Annotated in this window: 28 protein-coding genes; 11 read left to right on the forward strand and 17 right to left on the reverse strand. The window is 62.9% G+C overall.

Annotated elements, in window-relative coordinates; translation table 11 throughout:
* A partial coding sequence (locus OCV80_RS10875; protein ID WP_267288398.1) for a cation diffusion facilitator family transporter occupies window positions 1–1002 on the reverse strand: 1002 nt, incomplete at its 3' end.
* A 145-nt stretch (window positions 1003–1147) separates the two neighbouring features.
* Complete coding sequence (locus tag OCV80_RS10880) at window positions 1148–1759, reverse strand: hypothetical protein (protein WP_021748477.1); 612 nt, start codon at window positions 1757–1759, stop codon at window positions 1148–1150.
* A 173-nt stretch (window positions 1760–1932) separates the two neighbouring features.
* Here OCV80_RS10880 and OCV80_RS10885 point away from each other — a divergent pair, with 173 nt between their 5' ends.
* The 9 genes from OCV80_RS10885 (at window position 1933) to OCV80_RS10925 (ending at window position 8932) form a co-directional block, all read left to right on the forward strand.
* Window positions 1933–2397: a hypothetical protein gene (locus tag OCV80_RS10885; RefSeq protein ID WP_119310508.1), complete on the forward strand. Its 465-nt coding sequence runs from the start codon at window positions 1933–1935 to the stop codon at window positions 2395–2397.
* A gap of 76 nt (window positions 2398–2473) precedes the next feature.
* Window positions 2474–2869, forward strand: coding sequence for a hypothetical protein (locus OCV80_RS10890; RefSeq protein ID WP_119310507.1), 396 nt, complete (start codon window positions 2474–2476; stop codon window positions 2867–2869).
* Between the two features lie 95 nt (window positions 2870–2964).
* Complete coding sequence (spoVAD, locus tag OCV80_RS10895) at window positions 2965–3984, forward strand: stage V sporulation protein AD (protein WP_021748480.1); 1020 nt, start codon at window positions 2965–2967, stop codon at window positions 3982–3984.
* Between the two features lie 217 nt (window positions 3985–4201).
* Window positions 4202–5926 carry an ammonium transporter gene (locus OCV80_RS10900; protein ID WP_119310506.1) on the forward strand — a complete coding sequence of 575 codons (1725 nt, stop codon included), beginning with the start codon at window positions 4202–4204 and terminating at the stop codon, window positions 5924–5926.
* Window positions 5927–6044: 118 nt separating this feature from the next.
* A complete protein-coding gene (spoVAE, locus tag OCV80_RS10905; RefSeq protein ID WP_021748483.1) occupies window positions 6045–6401 on the forward strand; it encodes a stage V sporulation protein AE in 357 nt (118 codons plus the stop codon).
* A gap of 306 nt (window positions 6402–6707) precedes the next feature.
* Complete coding sequence (locus OCV80_RS10910) at window positions 6708–7946, forward strand: polysaccharide deacetylase family protein (protein ID WP_119310505.1); 1239 nt, start codon at window positions 6708–6710, stop codon at window positions 7944–7946.
* A 15-nt stretch (window positions 7947–7961) separates the two neighbouring features.
* The gene (locus OCV80_RS10915) at window positions 7962–8306 is read left to right on the forward strand and encodes a hypothetical protein (RefSeq protein WP_025545243.1); all 345 of its coding nucleotides are present in this window, start codon (window positions 7962–7964) and stop codon (window positions 8304–8306) included.
* A gap of 27 nt (window positions 8307–8333) precedes the next feature.
* Complete coding sequence (cdd, locus tag OCV80_RS10920; RefSeq protein WP_021748486.1) at window positions 8334–8726, forward strand: cytidine deaminase; 393 nt, start codon at window positions 8334–8336, stop codon at window positions 8724–8726.
* Window positions 8723–8932, forward strand: a complete 210-nt coding sequence (locus OCV80_RS10925; RefSeq protein ID WP_021748487.1) for a hypothetical protein — start codon at window positions 8723–8725, stop codon at window positions 8930–8932. Before cdd ends, OCV80_RS10925 begins: the two co-directional genes overlap by 4 nt.
* 43 nt (window positions 8933–8975) lie before the next feature.
* Here the strand turns inward: OCV80_RS10925 and OCV80_RS10930 are convergent, their stop codons facing one another.
* From OCV80_RS10930 to OCV80_RS10960, 7 genes are all read right to left on the reverse strand, one after another.
* Window positions 8976–10379, reverse strand: coding sequence for a GNAT family N-acetyltransferase (locus OCV80_RS10930; protein WP_021748488.1), 1404 nt, complete (start codon window positions 10377–10379; stop codon window positions 8976–8978).
* A 175-nt stretch (window positions 10380–10554) separates the two neighbouring features.
* Window positions 10555–11580, reverse strand: a complete 1026-nt coding sequence (mreB, locus tag OCV80_RS10935; protein WP_021748489.1) for a rod shape-determining protein — start codon at window positions 11578–11580, stop codon at window positions 10555–10557.
* A gap of 130 nt (window positions 11581–11710) precedes the next feature.
* Entirely contained in the window at window positions 11711–12385 is a 675-nt protein-coding gene (locus tag OCV80_RS10940) for a ComF family protein (RefSeq protein WP_119310502.1), read from the reverse strand.
* The gene (locus tag OCV80_RS10945) at window positions 12382–12630 is read right to left on the reverse strand and encodes a helix-turn-helix domain-containing protein (protein ID WP_025545758.1); all 249 of its coding nucleotides are present in this window, start codon (window positions 12628–12630) and stop codon (window positions 12382–12384) included. The genes OCV80_RS10940 and OCV80_RS10945 overlap by 4 nt, the downstream gene beginning before the upstream one ends.
* A 358-nt stretch (window positions 12631–12988) precedes the next feature.
* Window positions 12989–15205 (reverse strand): SF1B family DNA helicase RecD2, encoded by a 2217-nt coding sequence (recD2, locus tag OCV80_RS10950; RefSeq protein ID WP_119310501.1) that lies wholly within the window; start codon window positions 15203–15205, stop codon window positions 12989–12991.
* Window positions 15183–15554, reverse strand: a complete 372-nt coding sequence (locus OCV80_RS10955; protein ID WP_119310500.1) for a hypothetical protein — start codon at window positions 15552–15554, stop codon at window positions 15183–15185. The genes recD2 and OCV80_RS10955 overlap by 23 nt, the downstream gene beginning before the upstream one ends.
* Before the next feature lie 714 nt (window positions 15555–16268).
* The gene (locus OCV80_RS10960; protein WP_158629789.1) at window positions 16269–16472 is read right to left on the reverse strand and encodes a helix-turn-helix domain-containing protein; all 204 of its coding nucleotides are present in this window, start codon (window positions 16470–16472) and stop codon (window positions 16269–16271) included.
* A 91-nt stretch (window positions 16473–16563) separates the two neighbouring features.
* On the opposite strand from OCV80_RS10960, the gene OCV80_RS10965 reads away from it, so the two are divergent.
* Window positions 16564–16773, forward strand: a complete 210-nt coding sequence (locus OCV80_RS10965) for a hypothetical protein (protein ID WP_021751371.1) — start codon at window positions 16564–16566, stop codon at window positions 16771–16773.
* Between the two features lies 1 nt (window position 16774).
* Here the strand turns inward: OCV80_RS10965 and ybeY are convergent, their stop codons facing one another.
* Genes ybeY through OCV80_RS10985 form a run of 4 tightly spaced genes read right to left on the reverse strand, consistent with a single transcriptional unit; the run spans window position 16775 to window position 19770 of the window.
* Window positions 16775–17269, reverse strand: a complete 495-nt coding sequence (gene ybeY / locus OCV80_RS10970; protein WP_136891445.1) for an rRNA maturation RNase YbeY — start codon at window positions 17267–17269, stop codon at window positions 16775–16777.
* Window positions 17269–18270, reverse strand: a complete 1002-nt coding sequence (locus tag OCV80_RS10975) for a PhoH family protein (RefSeq protein ID WP_021751373.1) — start codon at window positions 18268–18270, stop codon at window positions 17269–17271. The genes ybeY and OCV80_RS10975 overlap by 1 nt, the downstream gene beginning before the upstream one ends.
* Window positions 18270–19475 (reverse strand): sporulation protein YqfD, encoded by a 1206-nt coding sequence (locus tag OCV80_RS10980; protein ID WP_136891444.1) that lies wholly within the window; start codon window positions 19473–19475, stop codon window positions 18270–18272. The genes OCV80_RS10975 and OCV80_RS10980 overlap by 1 nt, the downstream gene beginning before the upstream one ends.
* Window positions 19476–19479: 4 nt before the next feature.
* A complete protein-coding gene (locus OCV80_RS10985; protein WP_021751375.1) occupies window positions 19480–19770 on the reverse strand; it encodes a YabP/YqfC family sporulation protein in 291 nt (96 codons plus the stop codon).
* 98 nt (window positions 19771–19868) lie between these two features.
* Between OCV80_RS10985 and OCV80_RS10990 the strand changes: the two genes are divergently transcribed.
* On the forward strand, window positions 19869–20789 hold the full coding sequence (locus OCV80_RS10990; protein ID WP_267288399.1) for a nucleoside recognition domain-containing protein: 921 nt from the start codon (window positions 19869–19871) through the stop codon (window positions 20787–20789).
* 73 nt (window positions 20790–20862) lie between these two features.
* Here OCV80_RS10990 and OCV80_RS10995 read toward each other — a convergent pair whose 3' ends face one another.
* The 4 genes from OCV80_RS10995 to OCV80_RS11010 form a co-directional block, all read right to left on the reverse strand.
* Complete coding sequence (locus OCV80_RS10995) at window positions 20863–21804, reverse strand: ABC transporter permease (protein ID WP_021751377.1); 942 nt, start codon at window positions 21802–21804, stop codon at window positions 20863–20865.
* Window positions 21804–22949 carry an ABC transporter permease gene (locus OCV80_RS11000; RefSeq protein ID WP_021751378.1) on the reverse strand — a complete coding sequence of 382 codons (1146 nt, stop codon included), beginning with the start codon at window positions 22947–22949 and terminating at the stop codon, window positions 21804–21806. Before OCV80_RS11000 ends, OCV80_RS10995 begins: the two co-directional genes overlap by 1 nt.
* 6 nt (window positions 22950–22955) lie before the next feature.
* Entirely contained in the window at window positions 22956–24464 is a 1509-nt protein-coding gene (locus tag OCV80_RS11005; RefSeq protein WP_267288440.1) for an ABC transporter ATP-binding protein, read from the reverse strand.
* Window positions 24465–24652: 188 nt separating this feature from the next.
* Complete coding sequence (locus OCV80_RS11010) at window positions 24653–25810, reverse strand: BMP family lipoprotein (RefSeq protein ID WP_267288400.1); 1158 nt, start codon at window positions 25808–25810, stop codon at window positions 24653–24655.
* Window positions 25811–26249: the final 439 nt, after the last annotated feature.

Genomic DNA, 26249 nt, shown 5'->3' on the forward strand with positions numbered 1-26249 from the left:
GAAATCGTGGATGTCGATGGCGTCGTCGATGCAGTGGATCAGGGTCTGGACCCGCCGCCGGGTCTCCTCGGTGACGCCGTCGTCCGTCACCACCGGGTCCATGTGGATCACTGCGTCGCAACCCAGCTTCTCCCGCAGCTCCTTCTCCACGTTGTCGATCTCATCGTGGAGGGCCAGCACGTCCTCGTTGGCGGGCACCTCCGCGTGGAGGGAGATCATCACCCGGCCGGGGCCGTAGTCGTGGACGATCAGATCGTGGATGCCTAGAATGGTGCTGTGGGCCATCACCAGATCCCGGATGCGCTGGACGAACTCATGGGTGGGCGGCGTGCCCAGCAGGGGGTCCAGCGTGTCCCGCACCGCATTGATGCCGGACCAGAGAATAAAGGCCGCCACCAGCACGCCGCACCAGCCGTCGATCTCCAGGCCCGTGAAACGGCCCACCAGCGTGGCGATCAGCACCGCGGCGGTGGCCACACTGTCGCTGAGGGAGTCCATGGCGGTGGCCTCCATGGCGGGAGAGGCCAGCTTCTTCCCCAGCCGCCGGTTGTAGAGGAACATATACAGCTTCACCAGAATGGACGCGCAGAGGATCGCAAAGATCAGCGGGCTGGAGTCCACCGGTTCCGGATGCAGGATCTTCTCAATGGACGTCTTCCCCAGCTCCAGGCCCATCAGCAGGATCAGGACCGATACCGCCAGGCCGGAGACGTACTCCATCCTCCCGTGGCCGAAGGGGTGTTCGGAGTCCGGCTTCTGCCCCGCCAGCTGAAACCCCACCAGTGTCACGAAGGAGGACCCGGCGTCCGACAGGTTGTTGAAGGCGTCCGCCGTGATGGCGATGGACCCGGAGAGGGTGCCCGCCAGAAACTTTCCGGCGAACAGCAGCACGTTCAGGCAGATGCCCACAATCCCGCAGAGGACGCCGTAGGCCCTGCGGGTCTCCGGCTCTTCCCGGGCCGGGTCCGGTTTGATAAACAGCCGCGCCAGCAGTGAGATCAAAGCAGGTTCCTTCCTTTCCATGGGGCCGCGGCCCCGGTGTCTATATCCAGCCGGGCATCTCCGGCCAGGAAAAAGCCGCCCTGCGGCGGCGTGGTTTTGGGCCAGGGTGCGCTTTTCCGTCCCATGGCCGGACCGGTGGAGCGGATCAGTTCCGCTTTCCGGGGATCACCAGCTTCATGTGGCAGCAGAGATCGTCCAAGTCCCGGTCCGTGGCGGCCGGGATCCGAAGCTTGGCCCCGCAGTCCCGGCAGATGAGATCCACGGCGCTGCGGCGGATCTCCATACCGTACCGTCCGCTGCCGCAGGCGCAGGTGATTCCATCCGGCCGGGCGGCGATATCCTTCAGCTCAGACAGGATCTCGTACATGATGACGTTGTCCACAAATGCCTCTTCGCCGTCCTCCTGCTGCTGGTGCTCCTTCTCCGCCAGCACCGCCAGATCCCGCAGGTTTTTCTCCACCGTCCCCTCCGGGCCGATAAAGCAGCAGAATTGCCGCGTCTTGGCGCAGCCCAGGGCGGTGGCGCCCCGGAGCACCCGCTCCGGCGGGCAGTGGGCCTCATGGGTCTCCCCGCAGATGCCGCAGGGGACGTAGATGTGGTACTCTGTCCCGTCGAACTCCACCTTCAGGGCAGACTTGCCGCAGGCGCACTCCACCTCGGCGTTGGATGCCTCCAGCGCAAAGACAGATCGGGTCCCCATGACGGTTTTGCCGCACTGGGGGCAGAGGTATCCAAATGTCCGCATCTCTTCTTTCATGGTATGCGCCTCCTGACCGGGATGTTTCCATTAGATGAAGATTATACCACCACGCGGAACAGTTGTACAGAGTTTTTTGAACATTAGCAGAGGCTAACTGCCCGTTTTCTCTGAAAACAGGTCTGTTCAAGTCGTTTTTTCTGTGCTATGATGGGGCAAAAGGAGGGAGCTGTATGTATCATCTGCTGTCCGTGTCCTCTGCAATGCTCATCTCCTTTTTGATCGGCCTGCTGTTTGCCGCTATGTGTGCCATTGTGGGCCGCCAAAAAGGGTATTCCACTGCATTGTGTATCCTGCTGGGCTTTTTTGGCAGGCTCATTTGCTTGCTTATTCTGATTCTTCTACCAGATCGGATGCAGGAGCAGTACGAGTCCGACCATCTGAAGCAGGAGCTGTCCTCTCTACGCCAACGGATGGCCGAACTGGAGCAGGCTTTGGAACCAACGCCCGCCCCGGAGCCTGCCGCCCCGGCAGCGGATGCTCAAGCAGCGCCCCCCAAGCGTCCGCCGGACGCCCCTGCCGTCTTTCCCGCCCGGACGGAGGAGGTCATCGCCTGCCCCCGGTGTGGCCGCCACCAGAAGGGCAATCGGGATTCCTGCTACGCCTGTGGCCTGCCGTTTCAATATGAACATGAATAAGTACAGGAGGTGCCGCTATGTTTGCTGCGCTGAACCTTGATGCGAACGACGCCTCGATCTCTCCCTCCTGATCGTCATGGCCTGGGCAGTCATCAGCTTCTTCTGTGGCCGTTATGGCCGGGAAAAGGGCTACTCCTTCTGGTTCAGCTTCCTGTTGTGCCTGTTGGGGCAGCTGATCGGTCTGCTGGCAGTGCTCCTGCTGCCGGACATCGCCCGTATCCGTGCGGACGCCGTAGGACGTGACCGCGCCCAGGATCAGGAGATCGCCACATTAAAGGCGCGCCTGGCTGTTTTGGAGAGCGGATCTGGCACACCTGCTGGCACCCGAGTTGAAAGCCCGCCTGCCGCCCCCGCCGTCTTTCCCGCCCGGACAGATGAGGTCATCGCCTGTCCCCGCTGCGGCCGCCGCCAGAAGGGCAATCGGCATTCCTGCTACGCCTGTGGCCTGCCGTTTCGATATGAACAGGAATGACCTTTCAGAGGTCCGGCTTCCGCCGGGCCTCATATTTTTGCCTCTTTGGGACAATCTAGCTACGAAAACTTTCTTCAATTGCGAGGTGGCGCATCATGAATGACAAGCGTCTGGGCCGCCAGACCGTGGCCCTGGCCCATCCCCCCTCCGTCCTCTCCTTTTCCAATATTGGGGGGAAATTCGAGGGCCAGGGCCCCCTGGCGGACTTTTTTGACGAGATCAGCAACGACTCCTTCTTCGGGGAAAAGACCTGGGAGAAAGCAGAGTCCGCCATGCAGAAGACGGTCCTTCAGCGAGCGCTGGAGAAGGCGGAGCTGACGCCGGAGGACCTGGACTATATCCTGGCCGGAGATCTGTTGAACCAGTGTATCGGCTCCTCCTTCGGCCTGCGGGACTTCCGGGTGCCCTTCTACGGGCTCTACGGTGCCTGCTCCACCATGGGAGAGAGCCTGAGCCTGGCGTCCCTGCTGATCGATGGCGGCTACGCCGACCGGGCCGCCGCCCTGACCTCCTCCCACTTCTGCACCGCCGAGCGGCAGTACCGGATGCCGGTGCCCTACGGCAGCCAGCGGACGCCCACCGCCCAGTGGACGACCACTGCGGCTGGCTGCACCATCCTGGGCAGCGACGGCCCCGGCCCCTACGTCACCCACGTCACCTGCGGCCGGATCGTGGACAAGGGCATTACGGACGCCAACAACATGGGCGCCGCCATGGCCCCCGCAGCCTACGACACCCTTTCCGCCTTCTTCCGGGACACCGGGTACAAGCCCGCGGACTTCGACCTGATCCTCACCGGTGACCTGGGAGAGCTGGGCCACGCCATCGTCCGGGACTTCTTCCAGCGGGACGGTGTGGACATGGGCCCCCAGTTCCAGGACTGCGGCCTGCTGCTGTATGACCGGAAGCACCAGGATATGCACGCCGGAGCCTCCGGCTGCGGCTGCTCTGCCTCCGTGCTCAACGGCTATCTCCTGCGCAAGATGCGGGAGGGCAAGTGGAAGACCATTCTCTTCGCCCCCACCGGGGCGCTGCTCTCCCCCACCTCTTCTGGCCAGGGGGAGTCCATCCCCTCCATCTGCCACGCCGTGCGCCTGAGCGCCGTCCGGGAGTAATTGGTCAACCTATATAAATTTCGGATAAATTTTTGGCGGATTCAGCAGATTTCTTGTGAAGAACGTGTCTTGACGCTGTCCGTCTACCGTGGTAAAGTGTTCTCCATCAAAGGCAAGGGCGCCTGTGAGACCATCTCACAGACGCCCTTGCCTGTATTTGTTCCAAGGCGCGGCGTGACGCGCGGCCGCCGCCCGTGGTGATTTAGGAGGGAACACGATGTATTCATCAGTCAACACCATCTGGGTCCTGCTAGGCGCGGCGCTGGTCTTTTTGATGCAGGCGGGCTTCGCCATGTGCGAGGCCGGCTTCACCCGGGCCAAGAACACAGGCAACATCCTCATGAAAAATCTCATGGACTTCTGCATCGGCACGCCGGTCTACTGGCTGCTGGGCTTCGGCCTGATGTTCGCCAGCGGCGGGGCCCTGATCGGCGGCCTGGACCCTATGGTCCAGGGGGACTACTCCGCCATCCTGCCGGAGGGCGTGCCCCTGTTCGCCTATCTGATCTTCCAAACCGTTTTCTGCGCCACATCCGCCACCATCGTCTCCGGCGCCATGGCGGAGCGAACAAAATTCCTCTCCTACTGTATCTATTCCTTCTGCATTTCTGCCTTCATCTATCCCATCTCCGGCCACTGGATCTGGGGCGGCGGCTGGCTCAGTGATCTGGGCTTCCACGACTTTGCCGGCTCCACGGCGGTCCACATGGTGGGTGGCATCTGTGCCTGTATCGGCGCCGCCATCCTCGGCCCCCGACTGGGCAAATACGACAAGGACGGCAAACCCCGGGCCATCCTGGGCCACAGCCTCTCTCTCGGTGCCCTCGGTGTGTTCATCCTGTGGTTCTGCTGGTTTGGGTTCAATGGGGCCTCTACCGTCTCCATGACCGGAGACAACACCCTGGTCTCCGCGGGGCTGATCTTCGTCAACACCAATATGTCTGCTGCCGTCGCCTGCTGCGTCACCATGCTGTACACCTGGCTCCGCTATAAAAAGCCAGATGTGGGCATGACGATGAATGCCGCCCTGGCGGGACTGGTGGCCGTCACCGCCGGATGTGATGCGGTTTCCATCGGCGGCGCCGCCATCATCGGCATCGCAGCCGGCCTGCTGCTGCCTATCTCCGTGAACTTCTTTGACTCTGTGCTGAAGATTGACGACCCGGTGGGCGCCATCTCTGTCCATGGCGTCTGTGGGGCCGCAGGTACCTTGCTCACCGGACTGCTGGCAGTGGACGGCGGTGTGTTCTACGGCGGCGGCTTCCATTTCTTCGGCGTTCAGTGCCTGGGTGTAGCGGCCACGGCGGTCTGGACCATTGTCACCATTACCATTGTGTTCCAGGTGCTCAAGCATACCATCGGTCTGCGGGTTTCACCCGAGGAGGAGGTCAAGGGACTGGACATCACCGAGCACGGCCTGCCCACCGCCTATGGCGGCTTTGCCTTTGCCTATGACGATACCCCAGACGGCGCTGCTGTACTGAATCCTGCCGCCCCGGCCGCCGCGCCGGTCCCGGTGCAGGAGGCGGTGCCGGTGGAGGTGGTCACTGCCCCGGCAGATGCGGTATCCGCTTCCCCCGGCGTCAAGATGACCAAGGTAGACATTCTCTGCAAGATGGAGCGGTTCGATGCCCTGAAGCGGGCCATGTTCGACATCGGCATCACCGGCATGACTGCCATCAACGTCATGGGCTGCGGCGAACAGCGGGGCAAGACCGAGGGCTACTTCCGGGGGGCCAGGGTGGAGGCCACTATGCTGCCCAGCATTCAAGTGTCCATTGTGGTGTGCAGGCTGCCTGTGCGCCTGGTGGTAGAGACCGCCAAAAAAGTTCTGTACACCGGCCATATCGGCGACGGCAAGATCTTTATCTACGACGTGGAGAACGTCATCAAAGTCCGAACCGGAGAAGAGGGATACGGCGCACTCCAGGATGCGGAATAAACATCTCTTTTCGCCCCATGGTTTCATCACGGCCCGGAGATCTGTGTCTCCGGGCCGCACTGCATAATCCCGCCGGAACCGGGCACACTGCTCTTATGAAAAGAGGGGGAGACATCTCATGGAATATCTCAACGCGTTTCTCTGCGGCGGTATCCTGTGCGCCGTGGGACAGATCATCATCGACAAGACTCAGCTGACCCCCGCCCGCATTCTCACCGGATACGTGGTAGTGGGCGTGCTGCTCAGTGCCCTGGGGCTGTATGAGCCCCTGGCCCAGTGGGGCGGCGCCGGGGCCACGGTCCCCCTGACAGGCTTCGGCCACACGCTGGCCAAGGGCGTCCGGGAGGCGGTGGCCTCCGATGGCTGGATCGGCATCTTCACCGGCGGGCTCACCGCTGCGGCGGGGGGCGTCACGGCCGCCGTGGTGGCGGGCGTGCTCATGGCGGCCATCTTCCGGCCGGGGGACAAGCGGTAAGGGAACCGGGGCCGCCGCGGCATTCGTGCCCGCAGGCGCATCAAATTCTGGGTTCAGCCGCCTCCTGCGCACGGCCGAAACCACTTCCCGCCCCATCTGTGCAAGACCTGTCCGTCTCCTATGGCGGGCAGGTTTTGCGCGCTGGGTCTGCAGCTCTAAAAGAGTGGCTGCAGCCACTTTTTTGCGGTCTCAGGGCAACCGTTGCCGCCCTGTTCTTATTTTGTCATTTTTTTGTTGTTCTTTCCTGTCCGGTTTCCTGCTATACTATGGTCACCGACAAAAATCGACAGAAAGGAACATCCGATCATGCGCCGTTTTACCGCACTGCTGCTTGCCGCGCTGATGCTGCTCTCCCTGGCTGCCTGCGGGCAGGGAGCCTCCGCTGGCGGCTCCGCTCAAAATGCCGCCGGAGACCCGACTCCGGAAGAGGAGGCCCCGGAGTTGCCGGAGCCGGAACCCTATGAGATTTCAGACCCCACGGTCATGCCGGAGGGCGGCGTTCGGGACGGTGTCACCTACGCGGCCTATGACGGCATCGTGGAGCACCTGTTCTTCCATCCAGTGGTGGCCTATCCGGAGCTGGCCTTTGACGGAGACGCCCAGGCCAACGGCATTGACGATTACATGGTGACGGTGGATGAGTACAACAAAATCCTCCAGAGTGTCTATGACAAGGGCTACGTGCTGGTGGACATCGGCGATGTGTGGAGCGAGACCACCGGCGAGGACGGTCAGCCTAAGATGGTTCGGAACACCCTCTACCTGCCGGAGGGCAAAAAGCCCCTGATCCTCTCCTACGACGACACCAACTACTATGAATATATGCTTGCCAATGGCTTCACCTACAAGCTGGTGATCGGGGAGGATGGCAAGATCGCCTCCTGGGGCAAGGACCCCCAGGGCAATGAGGTGACCTCCCGGGACCTGGACGCCATCCCCATCCTGGACAAGTTTGTGGAAGAGCACCTGGACTTCTCCCCCTTCGGCGCCAAGGGCTGCCTGAGCCTGACGGGATATCAGGGCATCCTGGGCTACCGCACCCAGACGGATCAGGATGTGGAGTGGACCGCGGAGCGGGAGGCCAACCGCCAGAAGGAGATCGAGGCGGTGAAGCCTATTATCGCAGAGCTCAAGCGCACCGGCTGGACCTTCGGCAGTCACACCTGGGGGCACATCCGCCTGGGCACCAAGAGCCTGGAATCCATCCAGGCGGACACCCAGCGATGGTTTGACGAGGTGGGCAGCCTGGTGGGTCCCACTACCATCCTGTTTTACCCTCACGGGGAGCGGCCCGACGGCAACGACTGGCAGAACACCGGCCCGGTGTTCCAATACCTCCAGAGCCAGGGCTTCCGAGTCTTTGCCTCCGTGGGCATTGAGAGCTTCAGCTATATCAAGAAGGATCTCTGCGCCGTCATCTGCGACCGGCTCCACCCGGACGGCACCACCCTGCGCCATTCCAGAGACCGGTACTTGCAATTTTACGACGCAAAGGATATCATGGATGTAACGGTTCGTCCCCAGCGGGAGATCGACTGGGCGTAAGGGGGGAGAGCCACCGTGAAAAGGTGTGTCTATTTGTTTCTGCTGTCCATCCTTCTGGTGGCCGGGCTGACGGCCTGCGGCTCCGGGAAAGCAGAACAGGAGGTTCCCTCCCTGACTGAGATCGAGGGCATGACGAATGATGAAGCCGCTGAGGCCCTGTCCGGTTTTTGCCGCCAGGACATTCTGGACGCCTGGGGAAAGCCGGGCGGCGGCCTGTCCGGCCTGTTCGGGGACATTTATGATGCCCCCACCCTGGGCGGCTGGGTGATCGTCCAGTATGATATCCCGGCCACCACCAGCACGGACACCGACCTGAATGCTCTGCCGGTGAGCTGGGTGTCGCTTCCGGCCGTCAGTTGAGCGCATCTTGCAAAGGAGTGTATTTCCATGACCCGTGAAGAACTGAAGGCCGCGGCCGTCGCCATGCTGGACCGGGCCTACATCCCCTATTCCCACTTCCCCGTGGGCGCCGCCCTGGAGTGCAGCGACGGTACGGTGTTCACCGGCTGCAACATCGAGAACGCCTCCTTCGGTCCCACCATCTGCGCCGAGCGGACCGCGGTGGCCAAAGCCGTCAGCGAGGGGCACCGGGACTTTGTCCGCATCGTGATCGCCGGGCGGAGCCGTGAGCTCTGCGTCCCCTGCGGCGTGTGCCGCCAGGTGCTGCGGGAGTTTGCCCCCAACATCGAGATCATCTGTCTCAACGGCGCCGGAGAGGAGCGGACCTTCACCCTGGAAGAACTGCTGCCCCACAGCTTTGGCCCGGAGTACCTGCAGTGACGGCTCCCGCCGAAGGGGCGCTGCGCATCCTGAAACTGGAGCCGGTGGACTTTTGCTGCGGGGAGGTCCTGGCCGAGTCCCAGATGTGGGTGCTGGCAGAGGACCGGACCGGAAAGCGCCTCTCCCGCCGGATCCCAGCCACCAAGGCCGCGGAGCTGGGCCTTCTCCCAGGCGGTTTCTGCCGCCGGTCGGATCTGCACATCTGAATCAAAACATGCCGCCGGTGCTGAGGCACCGGCGGCATGGGCTTTATACCAGCTTTTCAAAGTAGAAGAAGGTGTCGTCCTCCCCCTTCTTCCGCATACAGGCCGACAACATCTTGTAGGACGCCTGGTTCTCCTTGTAACACTTGGCCACCACCCGGCTCAGATGGATTTTGTACAGGCCCCACTCCGCCACAGCAGCGAAGGCCTCGGTGCCGTATCCGTTTCCGGCGTATGCCTTGTCAATCCGGCAGCCCAGCTCCGCGCCGCCCCGGCAGTCGAACCGGTACAGCACCGCCTCGCCGATGAGCTTCCCATCCAGCCGGACGGCAAAGTTCACCGCCTGCCGGTTTTCAAAATCCCGTTTCGCCACGTCGAAGAAGCTCCGCTCCTCCACCCGGCCGCCCAGGCCGCCCACATCGTCATAGCCCCACCAGCGGTTCCGGTCGGCGTCCAGCACCAGGGCGTTGTAGGCGGGGATATCCGCCTCTGTCAGGGCGGAGAGGGTCAGCCGCTCCGTCTTCAGCTCCGGAATGGCCTGCACGTGGTTCAGCAGCTCATTCTGGGGATCGAACCGGTACTTGGGCGCCAGCCTGGCCGGGCCGTACTGGAGCTTGGAAGTCCTGAGGCCCTTGTCCGCCGCGTCATCCTCCCGGTTGATCCACTGGCAGCCATCGCCAAAGGCGTCGGCGAATGCCTGGACCAGCGCAGGATATACACCGGTATAGGAGTAGAGGGCCTTTTCAATGTGGATGATCAGGGTGTCCCCACACTTTTCCGCCAGGGACAGGGCGATCAGCTTCTCCCCGTCAAACATGCCGCCGGTGAAAAAGTAGGGCTTGCCGGTCATCTTCAGCATCTTTTTGGCCAGCTCCAGCTCATTTTTGGCCTTGGCGTTGCTGTCCTTGGGGAACTCCGCCTCATAGTCCTGCCAGAACTGCTCGATCACCGGTGCGTCCGCCGCCGTCAGGGGGCGGAACTGCGCATCCGGCCACTTGGACCGGAACTTGTTGATGTGGTTCCGCTGGCCGGAGTACCGCCGCCCGGCGAAGAACTGCAAATCCTCCCGGTAATAGACGTAGTCCCGCCAGGTCCGCACATCGCTGACCCGCACATAGGGATACCGGCCCAGCAGCTTGGCGGCCCTGCACTCCGGCACCACAGAGATCACCGGGGGGATACCCCGCTCCAGACAGTCGTTCTCAATGGCCTCCAGGGCCGCATCCTCGTCCCCCTCCGGGCCGGGAACCGGGTAGTCGAAGACTACCTGGCCGTCGATCTCATTGCGGACCACCAGGCATCCGGCAATCTCCGCCCAGGCCGGGTGGAGCGCGGCCTTCCACATGAGCTTGGTGCCCACGGAATACTCACACAGGCCGAACTCACAGGTCTGGTAATACCGCCGGAGGCGGGGGGCCTCCTGCTTTGTCACTGGTTTGAACTCTAGCATACTTTCATTCCTTGTCCTTGATCGTAAAGCACGGGATATGCCTGTGCCGTTTCCTACTCTTCCCGCAAAGTATATGCCCCGCTCCGCAGGGGTGCAGTCGTTTTCGCAACAGCTCTCCGGGCTGTCAGCGGAGAAAACGGCCGCGGGTGCCAGCCCGCGGCCGCTGCGTCACACATCAGTTCATCTGCTTGCGGCGGCTGAGATTCATCGTGCCGTCCTGCATGGCGTTCAGGGAGTCCAGACTCTTGCCGGTGCCCAGCGCCACACAGCTGATAGCGTCGTCGGCAATCACTGTGTGAATGCCGGTCCGGGCCGTCACCAGCTTATCAAAGCCGGAGACCAGGCTGCCGCCGCCCGTCATGACGATGCCGTTGGTGGAGATGTCCGCCACCAGCTCCGGCGGCGTCCGCTCCAGTACGGAGTGGATGGCCTCCATGATCCGCTCCACCGGCTCCTCAAAGGCATCCATCATCTCCGTGGAGCTGACGGTGACCACCTTGGGCAGGCCGGTCAGCAGGCAGCGGCCCTTCACGTCCATGGTCTCCTCCTCGTCCTTGGGGAAGACACAGCCGATCTGCTTCTTCATCTCCTCAGCGGTGCGCTCGCCCACCAGCAGGTTGTGCTTGCGGCGCATGTACTTGACCACGGCCTCGTTCAGCTGGTCGCCGGCGATCTTGATGGAGGCGCTCTCCACCACGCCGGACAGGGAGATGACAGCGATGTCCGCGGTGCCGCCGCCGATGTCCACCACCATGTGACCGTCGGGCTGGGTGATGTCGATGCCAGCGCCGATGGCTGCGGCCACCGGTTCTTCAATGAGGTAGACCTTCCGGGCGCCAGCTTGGATGCCCGCGTCGATGACGGCGCGCTCCTCGACCTCCGTAATGCCGGAGGGCACGCAGATGATGACCCGGGGCTTGAAGAAGGACACGCCCGCCACCTTGTGGATAAACTCCCGCAGCATCCGCTCCGTCATGTCGTAGTCGGAGATGACGCCCTCCCGCAGGGGGCGGATGGCGATGATGTTGCCGGGGGTCCGGCCCAGCATGGCCTGAGCCTCTGCGCCCACCTTCAGCAGCTTGCCGGTTGTCTTGTCCATGGCCACCACGGACGGCTCGTTCAGGACGATTCCCTTCCCCTTTACATATACCAAAACCGACGCGGTACCCAGATCGATACCGATATCCTTCGTCATGGACATACTGACTCCACCTCATTTGATCTTTCTGTCTTATAGTATAAGCGGTTTTCCCGCGAACAATCATACAGTCTTTATTATACTGGCAGTTTCCTGGGAATGCAACACTAATTTGTGAACAATTTCCACCGATTCAGGCCTTTTTCCCGCTGTCCCTCTCCAGCGGCGTCAAGGCCGCTGCGGCGCAGACCACGTCTGCCGCTCCGGCCTCCCGCAGCACCCGGGCGCACTCTGCCAAGGTGGCGCCGGTGGTGCAGATGTCGTCCACCAGCAGGATACGATGCCCCGAGATCCGCTCCGGGTCCACCGCCTCATAGACCCCCAGCACATTGGCCCGGCGGGCGGCAGCTTCCTTCAGTCCCGACTGGGCGGGGTTGTGGACGGTCTTGCGCAGCAGCGGCAGCGGCTTCGTCTCCCACAGGCGGCAGGCGCTCTCCGCCAGCAGGCGGGCCTGGTCATACCCCCGCTGACGCAGGCGCCTGGGGCTGACAGGTACCCAGGTCACCGTGTCGAACGCTCCGGAGAAGTGCTCCGCCGCGCACCCGGCGATCAGCTCTCCCAGGGGCGCCGCAGCAGAGGACATCCCCCGGAACTTGAAGCGGTGGAGCCCCTCTCGGGCCAGGCCCTGGTACCACAGAGGCGCCGCGCAGAGAAAGCCGCCGGGCCCCCGGCGCAGGGCGTCGGCTCCCTCCGTCCAGGGAAGCTCCCCGCGACAGGTGTCACAGATGCCCGGTCTGTCCAAAACACGGCCGCAGAAGGGGCACTTGGCTGGGAAGATGAGGTCCAGGAGGGCGGACAGCAGGCTCATCGTTTCTCTGCCTCCGCCAGCAGTTCGTCATACGTGGTATGCAAAGCGTCACGGATACCCCGGAGCTGGGAAGCCTTGATATGCTGAGCCCCTCGTTCAATCTTCACCAGCGATTCCCGGGTGATTTCCACGCCCTCCAGCTGGAGCAGGCGGACCAGTGCCATGGGCTTGATGCCTCGATTTTTTCGGATCCGCCGAATATTGGCTCCAATCCGGATGTCCTGCTTGATCTTCTGCTCCTCCATAGACGCCTCCGCAACAGGACCTGTTTCGGTCCGATTTTGCTTTATTCTATGGAGGAAAGGTAAAAAAATGGGACCCATATGGGTCCGTGTTGCACGCCTGTTCTATGAAACCGTTGGCGTCAGTTTCCATCTGCAAAACTCAGCCATGACGGCTGGGCGGATACGCAGGGGACGCCGGATGGCGGCCTCGGGGTGTCTGCTCCCGCAGGGGCTGGTCCAGCAGGGATACAGCCCCCGTTTCTCTTTTGTCTTTCCAAAAGGGAAACGGGGGTGTATCTGCCCAGCCAGCAGCATAACTGCCCGTCCCGCGTCCAATGGGACGCACCCCATCCTCCACCGGCAGCAAACCTGGCGGCCTTTATCTCTCCGCCGGATCCGCAAAATGTGCCAGCCTCCACCGGAGGCCGGAATACCGCCGCTGCTGACGGTCGTTGGCCGCCATGGCCCGGATGGCCGCGTCGTCCCCCACCACGATCAGAAGCTCTCTTGCACGGGTCAGGGCCGTGTACAGCACTCCCCGCACCATCAGGGACGGCGCTGCCGGCATGGCCGCCAGCACCACGCACTGGTACTCGCTGCCCTGGGCCTTGTGGACCGTCATGGCATAGGCCAGATCGATCTCATTGAGCATATCCAGCGTGTACGTGGCGATCCGGTCATCAAAGTTCACCACCAGCAGCTCTCCGGACGGGTCGATCTCCACGATCCTTCCCACGTCTCCGTTGAACATGCCGGTGCCCACGGTGCCGTCCGCCTTTTCCCATACCACGTTGTAGTTGTTTTTCGTCTGCATGATCCGGTCTCCGGTGCGGAACAGCCGCTCTCCCCACTGGATCTCCCGTTTGTCCGCCGCCGGCGGGTTCAGCGCCGCCTGAAGACAGCGGTTCAGATTCTCCGTGCCGCTGGGCCCCTTCCGGGTGGGCGTCAGCACCTGGATCTGGTCCGCCGGGATGCCCATGTGGTCCGGCAGCCGGGTTTTGCACAGCTCCACCACCGTGGAGAGGGTCCGCTCCCCATCCCGGCGGCAGAGGAAGAAGAAGTCTCCCTGGTTGTTGGCCAGCTGGGGCGGCTGGCCCAGGTTCACCGCGTGGGCGTTGCGGATGATGGCCGACTGCTCCGCCTGGCGGAACACCTCCCGGAGGAACACCGTCTCCACCCTGCCGCTGCGGATCAGGTCGGAGAACACGTTTCCCGCCCCCACGGAGGGCAGCTGGTCCGCATCCCCCACCAGCACCAGCCGGGTGCCGGGCCGCAGGGCCCGCAGCAGAGCGGAAAACAGCGCCAGGTCCACCATGGACATCTCATCCACGATCACCGCGTCCGCCTCCAGCGGCTCCTTTTCCGTCTTTTGGAACGTCACCTGATGGGTGACGTCGTTCCAGCTCATCCCCAGCATCCGGTGGACCGTCTGGGCCTCCATGCCGGTCAGCTCGCTCATGCGCTTGGCCGCCCGCCCGGTGGGGGCCGCCAGGACGATCTCCAGGCCCATCCGCCGGAACAGGGCCACGATGCCCCGGACTGTGGTGGTCTTGCCGGTGCCGGGGCCTCCCGTGAGGACCAGCACCCCCGTCCGGGCGGCCAGCTCCACCGCCTGCCGCTGCAGGGGCGCATAGGTGATGCCCTGCTGGGCCTCCAGCTCGTCCACCGCCCGGCCCGCCTGGGCACTGCGGTCTGTATCCGCAGCCAGCAGCCCCGCCAGGCGGATGCAGGCGGAACACTCCGCCTCCCACAGCCGCCGGAGGTAGCAGGCCTCCACATGGGCCACCTGTTCCTGGACCACCGCGCCCCGTTCAATGAGGCTGTCCAGAGCCTGCTCCACCAGCTCCGCCCCGCTGTCCAGCAGCTGGGTCGTGGCGGAGATCAGCTTGTTCCGGGGCAGGAACACGTGGCCGTTGTTTTCATTGTGGCTCAGCTCAAAGGTCACCGCCGCCTGGAGCCGCTGGTCGCTGTCCGCAGCCAGCCCCATGCCCATGGCGATCCCGTCGGTGACGGAGAACTCCACCCCGCACGCCTCGCCGGAGAGGAGGTAGGGATTCTCCCGCACCTTCTCCAGCGCCGCGTCGCCGTACTGCCGCCGCAGCTCCATAGCCAGGACAGGAGGCAGCTGGTACTGGGCCAGAAAGGCCATCAGCCGCCGCAGGCCCATGTGCTGGCGGAAGCTCTCCGCGATCTCCTGGGCCTTGCGGGCGGTGACGCCTTTGAGCGTGGTCAGGCGCTCCGGCTCCCGCTCCAGAACGTCCAGGGTCTCCGCCCCGAACCGCTCCACAATCCGCCGCGCGGTGGCGGGGCCCACCCCCTTGCAGATGCCTGAGGAGAGATAGCTGAAGATCTCCTCCTCGTCCTCCGGCAGGCTCCGCTCCAGCTCCACCGCCCGGAGCTGTTCCCCGTGCTGGGGGTGGGTCTCCGGCACGCCGGAGACCGCCAGGTGCTCTCCCGGCGCCACGCAGGGGATACAGCCCACCACCGTAATCACCTCACCCTCCTCCGTCAGGAGGCGCAGGACCGTATAGCCGTTCTCGGCATTTTGAAAAATGATGCTATGTACCGTTCCCTCACAGGTGACCAGCTCTTCCATGCTCTTCCTCTTTCGTATGCTCGTTTTCGTCCAGACGGATCACAGCGCCGTCCGTCAGCGCCACCCCCGGATCCCGGTCCGCCAGATAGGCCGCCAGCGCCCGGGCGTCCCGGGTTAGCCCACAGTCCGCCAGCACGATTCTGGCCCCGGGCAGGCGCCCCCGCAGGCGCCGCAGCTCCCGCACGTCCGCCTCCATGGCCAGGGCCTCTCCCCGCAGGGGCAGCACCAGCAGCAGCCCCGGCACCGCCGGCCGCCCCGCCCGGAAAAAGGCCCCTGCCACGATCCACACCAGGGTGGTCACGCCCACCGCGGAGAAGAACGCGATCAAACCGTCTTGCAGCAATGTCATCCCAAATCACCTCGGGATAGTGTATGCAACGGGGCAGATTCGGTGTTCCGGGGCGGGAGTGTTTGGGGTGCGTCCCATTGGACGCGGAATGGCAGCTATGATGATAGCTGGGCAATGCACCCCCCATTTTCTTTTCGGTCTTGCCGAAAAGAAAACGGGCCGTGCACGGTCCAAAAGAAAAGGCCGCTTGGACGCGCTCCGGTGCAGTGGCCCTCCGCGCTGACGGGGGTCGGCGTACCGGTGCCTGCTCCGATTTTGCCTAGCCTTCGGGCACGCTTAGGTCTTCTGCGGTTCCCCCAACTGCCGACCCGTGGCGGATGGTGCGGAGGTCGTCGGGGTGCAAGATCGCATTTGACCAGCTTCTCTTTTCGCGCGTTCCGCGTCGCTACGCGCTGGCTGGTTCTCCGCGGAAGCGTGAGCGGCAGCGGAAAGCGAAGCAGGGGTATCCCTGAACCTCCCCGGGCCTAAGGATTCCCCAAGGGCGGTGCGTTTCCGTCCCTGACTTCTGCAAGGGAGTGCCAACCATCCCCCGCCGGCGGCAGGAGGTCTGCGCTGGCGCAGACCGCCCCGCCGAAGCGCTTTTTCTCTTCCACCGGGCGCGGCGCATTCTCTTTTTGGCGCAACCAAAAAGAGAATGGGGGGCGCATCCCGCCGGACAAGCCCCCTGCGGGAGCAGAGATCCCCGAGGCCGCCGCGACGGCGGCCCATCTCATGTTACCCCCGCTTGTCGCTTCGCCCCACCAGATAGTCGATGGTGACGCCGAAGTGGTCCGCCAGCTTCCAGGCGTTTTCCAGGTTGGGGAGGTTAACACCACCCTCAAATTTCTGGTAGTGCTGCTCAACAATCCCAATCGCCTCAGCTACCTGAACCTGTGTCTCTTTTTTCTCCTTGCGCAATTCTCGCAGTCTTTCTTTCAAAAGCATTTTGTTCCTCTTGACACCGCGAATTAACTGTGTTATCTTTTCATCATAGCACAGTGAAAATGGTGTTTTTTGAAAGGTGGTTTCTATGTCAGACTTTATGATATGGCTTTATCTCCACTACATCAAGCCCTACCTGGACACTGTCCCAGCGGACGACTATAACTTCCACATGGATATGATTCATAACGAGTTGGGTTATCACGCCTTGGAAAGCTATGAAAAAAACCTGGAGTTCACCGCCATCCACGCTTTCCTGCTGGGCCTGCGCACCGGCCGGGGCCTGCCCCGGGAGTGATTCACCGCCCGATGCCCAGCTCCCCCAGGATGGCTTCCTCTCTCGCCCGCATCTGGGCCTTCTGGGGCCCCTCGTCCAGATGGTCGTACCCCAGCAGGTGCAGAACAGAGTGCACCACCAGATAGCTCAGCTCCCGCCGTTTGGCGTGGCCGTACTCCCTGGCCTGGGCCGCCACATGCTCCATGGAGATCACCATGTCCCCCAGGGGCACCAGGCCGGTGCCCGGGTCTGCGTCCTCCGGTGCGGGCAGCTCCCCGGGCCGAAGGTCGAACTCCGGAAAGCTCAGCACGTCCGTAGAGGCGTCCACCTGCCGCATCTCCCGGTTGATTTCGTGAATGCCGCTGTCGTTCGTCAGCAGCACGTCCACCTCACAGGGAACGTCCACCCCCTCCGCCGCCAGGGCGGTGCGGATCACCTTGCGGATCAGGGCGCAGTTGCCCTCACTGGCGGCGCCGGGCACGTCGGCGGTGACGGGGATATAATGCCGCTTCGCCATCACTTCCGCCCCTTTCCGCCGTTTTTCGCGGTCTCGTACCGCTCATAGGCCTCCACGATCCGCTGGACCATCACATGGCGGACCACGTCGGCGTTGGTCAGCTCGCAGATGCCGATGCCCTCCACGTCCCGCAGGACCCGCATGGCCTCCTTCAAACCGGACGCCTTGCCGTCCGGCAGGTCGATCTGGGTCACGTCGCCGGTGATGACGATCTTGGACCCGAAGCCCAGCCGGGTCAGGAACATCTTCATCTGCTCCCGGGAGGTGTTCTGGGCCTCGTCCAGGATGATGAAGCTGTCGTCCAGCGTCCGGCCCCGCATATAGGCCAGAGGGGCCACCTCAATGTTGCCCCGCTCCAAATACTTCTGATAGGTCTCCGCCCCCAGCATGTCGAAGAGGGCGTCGTACAGCGGCCGCAGGTAGGGATCCACCTTTGATTGCAGGTCCCCGGGCAGGAAGCCCAGCCGCTCGCCGGCCTCCACCGCCGGACGGGTCAGGATGATGCGGTTCACCTGCTTGTCCCGAAACGCCTGCACGGCGGCGGCCACGGCCAGATACGTCTTGCCGGTGCCCGCCGGGCCCACGCCGATGGTGACGGTGTTCTTCAGGACGGACTTGATATACTCCTTCTGACCGATGGTCTTGGGCTTGATGGGCCGGCCCTTGGCGCTGATGCACAGTACGTCGCCGGTGAGCTCGGTGATCTGGGACTCCTTGCCGCTGCGCACCAGGCCGATGACGTAGCGGACGTTCTGCTCCCCGATGGCCTCCCCCCGCGAAGAGAGGGTCAGCAGGGCCTGGATGGCCTTGCAGGCCAGCATGGTGTCCTCCGGCTCGCCCTCCACCCGGAGCTCCCCGTCCCGGTTCACCACCGTGACGGAGAACTCCTGCTCCAGCAGGCGGATGTTCTCGTCAAAGGAGCCAAAAATATTCACGGCCTGCTCCAGCCGCTCAATGCTGATTCGCTGTTCCAAGGTATCACTCCTGTATCTCCCGGGCATCAGCCGCCCGATTCTTCTGTGGGGTCTGTGTAGATGGGCACGGCCCGGCCGATCTCCTCCACACACTCCGCCGTCAGTGTCACCAGCAGTCCGTCCCCCTCCCGGCGAGAAGTGCACAGGGTAGAGCTGACGGTGCCGTAGGGGTCCACCAGAGTGTGGAGGTAGTCCGTGAGGATCGCCTCACCCCGGCTCTCCGCCTGGGCGGCGGAGACCTCGGCGGGGACCGTCTCGTAAAAACGAAAGGTCTCCTTCACAAAGGTGACCGGCAGCGGCAGCCCGAACAGGGACCACTGGGTCCTTTCGGTTATTTTATCATAGTTTCCCGTCCCGATGCTACTGTTTAAAAAGAATTTTACCCGATTTGTCCCAAAGACCAGGGAGTAGCCCTGTTTCTCCTCTCCGGTGTACTGCTTTTCCGCCACCGTCAGAGGCATTACTGTGGAGAGGGTGTACCAGGTCCGGGCCTCCGCCTTTCCCATGCCGGTCAGGACCCGGGCGCCCACGGTCTCCGTGTCCTCCACGCCGGAGATCAGCAGCTCGCCCGCCTCCACCGACGTCCCCGGCAGCACGCACCGGACCCCATCCATCGCCTGGATGTCCAGGATCAGCCCGTCCCGGCGGGCCACCACGTTGGTGGGCTCCCGCTCGTCCACCGGCTCCGGCGCCTCCACCCGCTCCCGCACCTCTACATAGGCCCGGCAGCCGGAGACGTTCACTGTGATCCACAGCAGCTCCGGAATCTCCAGCAGCACATGGTTGCGGATGTCCTCCGTGTCCAGGGAGATGCCGAAGGTCCCGATCCCCACCCCCTGCCGCTGCAGCGCCCGCAGGATCTCCTCGTCTGTGACCCGCTGGTTCCCCTCCACCGTGAAGTCCCAGATGAAGAAGGAGCCGAAGAACAGCAGTGCGCTGCACAGGGTCAGTCCCGCCAACAGCGCGTGCCGCCGCCGGAACCGGCCCAGGAAGAAGGGTACCCCCTCCTTCCGCACCACGGTCAGCCGGCAGTCCAGCTGTTTCACCGCCCGGCGCAGGGCGTAGTAATCCCGCCGGTTCAGCCGGCAGGTGAAGGCAGTCTCGGACTCCCACTCCATATCCCAGAAGGCCAGGTTCCGGGCGCCGCACAGATTCAGCACCCGCTCCGGAAAGGGGGTCTCCACCCGGATCCGGACCTGGCCCTGGAGCCGGTTGACGATCTGATTCAGCATGGTGTCACCTCACCCACTCCACGGCGGCAATGTCCCCGCCGATCCGCAGCTCCTCCGCCGTCATGGCCATCAGGGCCAGGCGGGCGCCCCGGACCCGCAGCACGCCGCCGGTAGTGTTTACGTCGATCTGCTCGTCGCTGTACGCCAGGATGCCTGTGTGGTGCTCCAGATACAGCTGGCGGCTGCCCATCATCTCCAAGTGGGGCAGGCCCGCCACCAGATCTGCCGGCAGGTCGAACAGCTCCGCCACCGTGTCCAGCACGCCGCCGTTTCGGTCCTTTCGATTCCGCTCCATACGTTCACCTCTTCCCGACTGTATGCACAAACGTCCCGCAACATGCCGGGGGCATAGTGTCCCCCGCTCCGGCATAGGGTGTGGAGAGGTGATGCGGGATGCGGATTCGATGGCGGATACTGGCCTGCCTGTGCCTCGGCGGCCTGCTGGTGTGGTTTCTGGCGGACGCCGGGGCCGTGCGGGACAGTGTGGCGGAAGCTTTGGCCCTCTGTGCCCGTTCCGTGGTCCCCTCCCTGTTCCCCTTCCTGGTGGCCTCCTCAGCGCTGCTGGCTCTGGGGTTCGGGGAGCTGGCCGCCCCCTGGCTGGCGGGGCTGATGGAGCCGCTGTTCCGGGTCCCCGGCGCCGGCAGCGCTGCGCTGGTGCTGGGGCTGGTGGGGGGCTACCCCATCGGCGCCAAGACGGCAGCAGACCTCTACCGGGAAAATCTGGTCTCCCGGGAGGAGGCGGAGCGGCTGCTGGCCTTCTGCAACAACTCCAATCCGGTGTTCCTCATCAGTGTGCTGGGCGTGGGGGTGTTCGGCAGTGTGCGGGCCGGGGTGTGGCTGTGGCTGATCCATGTGCTCTCCGCCCTTCTGACGGGACTGGTGTTCCGGGGCAGCGGAAAATCCGCTTCCCGGCAGGAGCTGACAAGGCGTCCTCCTTTCCGGGCTGTCAGCTTTGCGGAGGCCTTCACCGGGGCTGTCCGGTCCTCGCTTGCCGGGATTCTGTCTGTGTGCGCCTTCGTGGTGTTCTTCTATGTGCTGGCGCAGCCTCTCACCGCCATGGGCGGCCGCCTGGGGGCGGTCCTGGTGGCGGCGCTGGAGCTCTTCTCCCTGACGCCCCTGCTGACAGCTGATGCCTTCGGCTTTCTTCTGGCGGCGGCAGCAGCGGGCTGGGGCGGCCTCTCGGTCCTGTGTCAGACGCTGGCGGTGCTGGAGGGCAGCGGCCTGCGGCTGCGGAACTGCTTCCTGGGCAAGGTGGTGCAGAGTGCCTTCTCCCTGCTGCTGGCCGCTCTGCTGGTGGGCTACGTGCTGGGATAAAAACAGCCTCCCTGTTGTCGAAGCCGATAACAGGGAGGCATATTTTGTCGTGAAATTCCGTTTTGTGATGGAATTACCGCTGGCCCTTGTCGTAGGGAATGCCCTCCGCCTTGGGGGCACGGGACTTCTGAGATGTGAAGGCCAGCACCACCAGAGAGATGACATAGGGCAGCATGTTATACACGGAGCTGGGCAGGTTCAGATTGCTCAGCAGGTCGAAGCCGCTGTACACATTGCCCAGGGCCCGGAAGAAGCCGAACAGCAGCGCCGCCAGGGCGATGCGGGTGGGCTTCCACTGGCCGAAGATCATCACCGCCAGGGCCAGGAAGCCGAAACCGGCCACGCCGTTTTCAAACTTCCACTCGCTGACGCCCGCGATGATATACACAATGCCGCCCAGGCCGCCCAGCACGCCGGAGATCAGTACGCCGGCGTAGCGCATCCGGTAGACGTTGATGCCCACGGAATCCGCTGCCTGGGGATGCTCGCCGCAGGCGCACAGCCGCAGGCCGAAGCGGGTCTTGTACAGCACCACATAGGCGATTACCAGGGCGATCACCGCCAGCAGCATGCACCAGTTGAACTCAAAGCCGCCGATGTTCACCAGGAATGCCTTGCGGCCGTCCAGGTACTGGATGGTGGAGGACACGTTGTCCGGATCGGCGGCGGTGTTCATGGCCTTCACGAACACGGTGGCCGCGGCGGTGCCCAGCAGGTTCATGGCCGTGCCCACCAGTGTCTGGTCCGCCTTGAAGTTCACGGCCGCCACCGCCAGCAGCAGGGAGTAGATCATGCCCAGCAGGATACTGGCCAGCACCGTCAACAGCACCACCACAAAGGCGGAGGTGCCTGCAGGCAGGAACTTCATCATCAGCGCACCGCCCAGGGCGCCCATGACCATGATGCCCTCCAGGCCGATGTTGATGACGCCGGAGTGTTCAGAGAAGCAGCCGCCCAGCGCCACCAGCAGCAGGACGGAGGCGAAAATCAGCGTGTATTGCAGCAGCAGTAACATTACGCCTTCCCTCCTTCCTCAGAGCCGGGCCGGTCTTCCTTTGCCCGCCGCTTTTCATCCCGCCGGTCCAGCCGGCTGTTCATAAAGACCTTGAAGAACAGTACGAAGCCGCACAGGTAGATAATCAGGGCGGAGATCAGATCAGAGATCTGGGCGGAGTACATGGTCTTGTCCACATACGCGCCGCCGTTGGTGATGTGCTGAATGAAATACGAGGAGAAGATAGCGCCGATGGGATTCAGTCCGCCCAGGAAGGCGGCGGCGATGCCGTTGAAGCCCATGGCCGGCACTGCGGACTGTGTGACCTGCCACTGCTCGAATCCGGTGAGGAACAGCGTGGCCGCGCCCATGCCGGCAAGGCCGCCGGCGATGGCCATGGTGAGGATGATGTTTCGCTTCTCCTTCATGCCGCAGTACTTGGCCGCAAACTTGTTGCAGCCGGTGGCCCGCAGCTCATAGCCCAGCTTGGTCTTCTCCAGCAGGACCCAGATGCCCACGGCCACGATCACCGTCAGGGGGATGGCGATGGTCACATACTGGTTGTCGGAGAACAGGGCGCCCAGGCCCAGAGAGGGCAGGATGGCGTCGGGATTCGTGCTGCTCAGGGTGAAGGTGTAGGGACTGGCTGTCTCCTTCACCTGGGACAGCAGGGCGTTCACCAGATACAGGCTGATCCAGTTGAGCATGATGCAGGAGATGACCTCATTCACATTGCGGTACGCCTTCAGGAGCCCGGAGATGGCGCCCAGCACCGCACCGGCAGCAATAGCCGCCAACAGGCACACGTACCAGGGCAGCCCGAAGCCCAGGGCGCAGTACAGGCTGGCGCCGGCGCCGATGACGTACTGGCCGGCGGCGCCGATGTTGAACAGGCCCACCTTATAGGCGAACAGCACCGACAGGCTGCACATCAGCAGCGGCGCGGTCTTCACCAGCGTGTTGCCCAGATACCGCAGCCGGGCCGCGGCGCTGGGATAGTACAGGAAGTTCTCCACAATGGTGCGGATGGCCTCTCCCGCGCCGGCGGGGTTGATAATCAGCAGCACGATGTAGCCGATCAGCAGGCCCAGCACGATGCACAGCAGGGATGCCAGCAGGGACTGGAATCCCTTGTTCCGCAGGAGGGATGATTTTTCTTGTCTCATGGTTTCTCAAGCCCCCTTCCGCTTGGCGCCGGCCATGTACAGGCCCATCTCTTCCGCCGTGGTGGTCTTGGGGTCCAGCTCGCCCACGATCTCGCCCTCATAGATCGCCAGGATACGGTCGGACAGGGACATGACCTCGTCCAGCTCCAAGCTCACCAGCAGCACCGCCTTGCCGGCGTCCCGCTGGGCCACGATCTGCTTGTGGATATACTCGATGGCGCCCACGTCCAGGCCGCGGGTGGGCTGCACGGCGATCAGCAGCTCCGGGTCCTTGTCGATCTCCCGGGCGATGATGGCCTTCTGCTGGTTGCCGCCGGACATGCTGCGGGCCACTGTGACAGGCCCCTGGCCGGAGCGGACGTCGTACTGCTCGATCAGGCGGTTGGCGTACTCGCGGATGGCCTTGCGCTTCAGGAAGCCCGCCTTGCTGACGAACTGAGGCTCAAAGTACCGCTGGAGCACCATGTTGTCCTCCAGGGTGTAGTCCAGCACCAGGCCGTGCTTGTGGCGGTCCTCCGGGATGTGGCTCATGCCCAGCAGAGACCTCTGCCGGATGGGGGCGCGGGTGATGTCCTGGCCGCAGAGCGTAATCTTGCCGGACTCCAGGGGCTCCAGGCCCGTCAGGCCGTAGATCAGCTCCGTCTGGCCGTTGCCGTCAATACCGGCAATGCAGACAATCTCTCCCGCCCGGACCGTAAAGGAGATATTCTTCACAGCATTGTTGTTATGGAGCTTGGAGGCCACGGTCATACCCTCCACCACCAGGATGGGATCCTTGGGCTTGGAGGGCTCCTTGTGGACTGCGAACTCCACGTCCCGGCCCACCATCATGCGGGACAGCTCTTCACGGCTGGTCTCGGCGATGTTCACCGTGCCGATGTATTTGCCCTTCCGCAGGACCGTGCAGCGGTCCGCCACGGACATGATCTCATTCAGCTTGTGGGAGATGAACAGGATGGATTTGCCCTCTGCCGCCAGGTTCTTCATGATCTGCATCAGCTCGTCGATCTCCTGCGGCGTCAGCACAGCGGTGGGCTCGTCGAAGATCAGGATCTCATTGTCCCGGTAGAGCATCTTCAGGATCTCCGTGCGCTGCTGCATGCCCACGGTGACATCCTCCACCAGTGCGTCCGGGTCCACCTGCAGGCCGTACTTCTCCGACAGGGCCAGGACCTTCTCCCGGGCCTCCTGCTTCTGCAGGAAGCCGTTCTTGCAGGGTTCCACGCCCAGGATGATGTTGTCTAAAATGGAAAAGCATTCCACCAGCTTGAAGTGCTGGTGGACCATGCCGATCCCCAGTGCGTTTGCATCGTTCGGGTCCTTGATCTGCACCACCTGGCCGTCTTTTTTGATGACGCCCTCCTCCGGCTGGTACAGGCCGAACAGCACGCTCATCAGCGTGGACTTTCCGGCGCCGTTTTCTCCCAACAGCGCGTGGATCTCGCCCCGCTTCAGTTGGAGCGTGATGTTGTCGTTTGCGACAATTCCCGGAAAGCGCTTGGTGATATTCAGCATTTCAATGGCATATGGCTGTTCCAAGCTTACCGCCCTCCTCCTCTTGTATAGTGTATTTATTGTACTATATCTTCCGGAATATTTCAAAGAAAAAATACAGGAATATGAGGTTTGTTTTGTAAAATTTGCCCAGAGGCAAAAAAGAGGACGGGATTACTCCCGTCCTCTTCCTGCAAAGACTTTGATCTTTACTTGATGTTGCCGGCGAAATTGACCGTGATGGTGGTCGCGGGCATGGCAGAAATGTCATTGGAAACAGTGACACCGCCGTCGTACATCGCCTTCACCAGGGCCTTGTAGTCATCCTGAGTGAAGCCGTCGCCCCACTGGGTGCTCTCCATGGGCAGCTGGACATAGTTGGCGGTAGGATCATCGCCGCTCACCAGGCCCAGGGTCTCCACCTGGCCGCCGTAGTTGGCAAAGCTGCCTGCCACGACCTCGCCCAGCATGTGCTTGACAGTCTCGGCCAGCCCCTTCATGGCGGAGGTCACACACATGCCCTCGCCATAGGTGTTGATGTTGCCGGACTGGTCCACGTCCACGCCGATCAGCTTGCCGCCGACCTTGGCAGCAGCCTCAGCCGCGGAGGTGTAGATGCCGCCGCCGCTGGCGAAGACAACCTCCACGCCCAGGGTCTGATACCAGTTGTCCATGTAAGCGGTGATATCGCTGTCGCCAAAGAACTGGTTGCCGTAGACGTATTCCATCACAACCTGATCGGCGATGCCCATTTCCACGGCAGCGGCGTCAGCGCCCTGCACGAAGCCATAGCCGAACCGCTGCACGGCGGGAACGGCCATGCCGCCCAGCACGCCCAGGTGGGTGTAGCCCAGCTTCACGGCGGCGTAGCCGGCCATGTAGCCGCACAGCTCTTCCTGATACACAGCGCAGTACACGTTGGAGGGCACGGTGTAGTCCTCGCCCAGATCGCCCTGCGCCACGTCCAGCGCGATGAAGGTCACGTCGGGATACAGCTCCGCGGTCTCCTTGATGGTCTCGGCAAAGGCGTAGCCGGGCATCACGATGACGTTGTAGCCGTCAGCCACAGCGGCGTCCACCATGGCCACACGCTCGGCGGTGGAGTCACCGGCGGGCTTGTAGTACTCGAACTGCAGGCCCTCGGCGTCACAGAACTCCTGGCAGGCCTCATAGGTGGTCTGGTTGAAGGACTGGTCGGTGATATCGCCGTAGTCAGTAATCATAGCCACCTGATAAGCGGCGGTCTCGGCGTTGCCGCCATCCTCCGCATCGGCACCCCCGTCAGCGGCGGTGTCGTCCCCGCCGCCGCAGGCGACCAGGGACAGGGACATCACCAATGCCAGGAGCAATGCAAGAAACTTCTTCATTGGAATCTACCTTCCTTCGTTTTGTTATCCGCGCGAAAATCTCTCCGCGCAGGATGACCTCAACGGGTCAGGCCCATTATAACAACTCTTCCTGAGGATTGCAACCGCATTTCCAAATTGTTTTCTTTTTCGCCACATTTTGTTGAAATTTTTATGAATTTCGGATATCTTTTTTACGGTTTTGTAAAAAGCAGAACCAATTCTGCAAAATTTTTGCTGTGGTTTGTCACGGCTCTGTTTCCATTGTCACCGGTCATTTCCCGGAGAGGCTCGGCCTGTGCCGGACCGGGAAAATATGGAAAAGATGCTCCGCGTCCCGGCCCGGCGGCTTTGCCGGCGGGCCTCCCGCTTTCACCTTTGCCGAAAGTCGCCGCTGCGGCGGGCCGATCAACTATGAAGGGGGACTCAACGTCCCCCTTCATGCTTCCCCCGCGTGGCC

This window comes from Oscillibacter acetigenes (assembly GCF_025567605.1).
Taxonomy (GTDB): domain Bacteria; phylum Bacillota; class Clostridia; order Oscillospirales; family Oscillospiraceae; genus Oscillibacter; species Oscillibacter welbionis.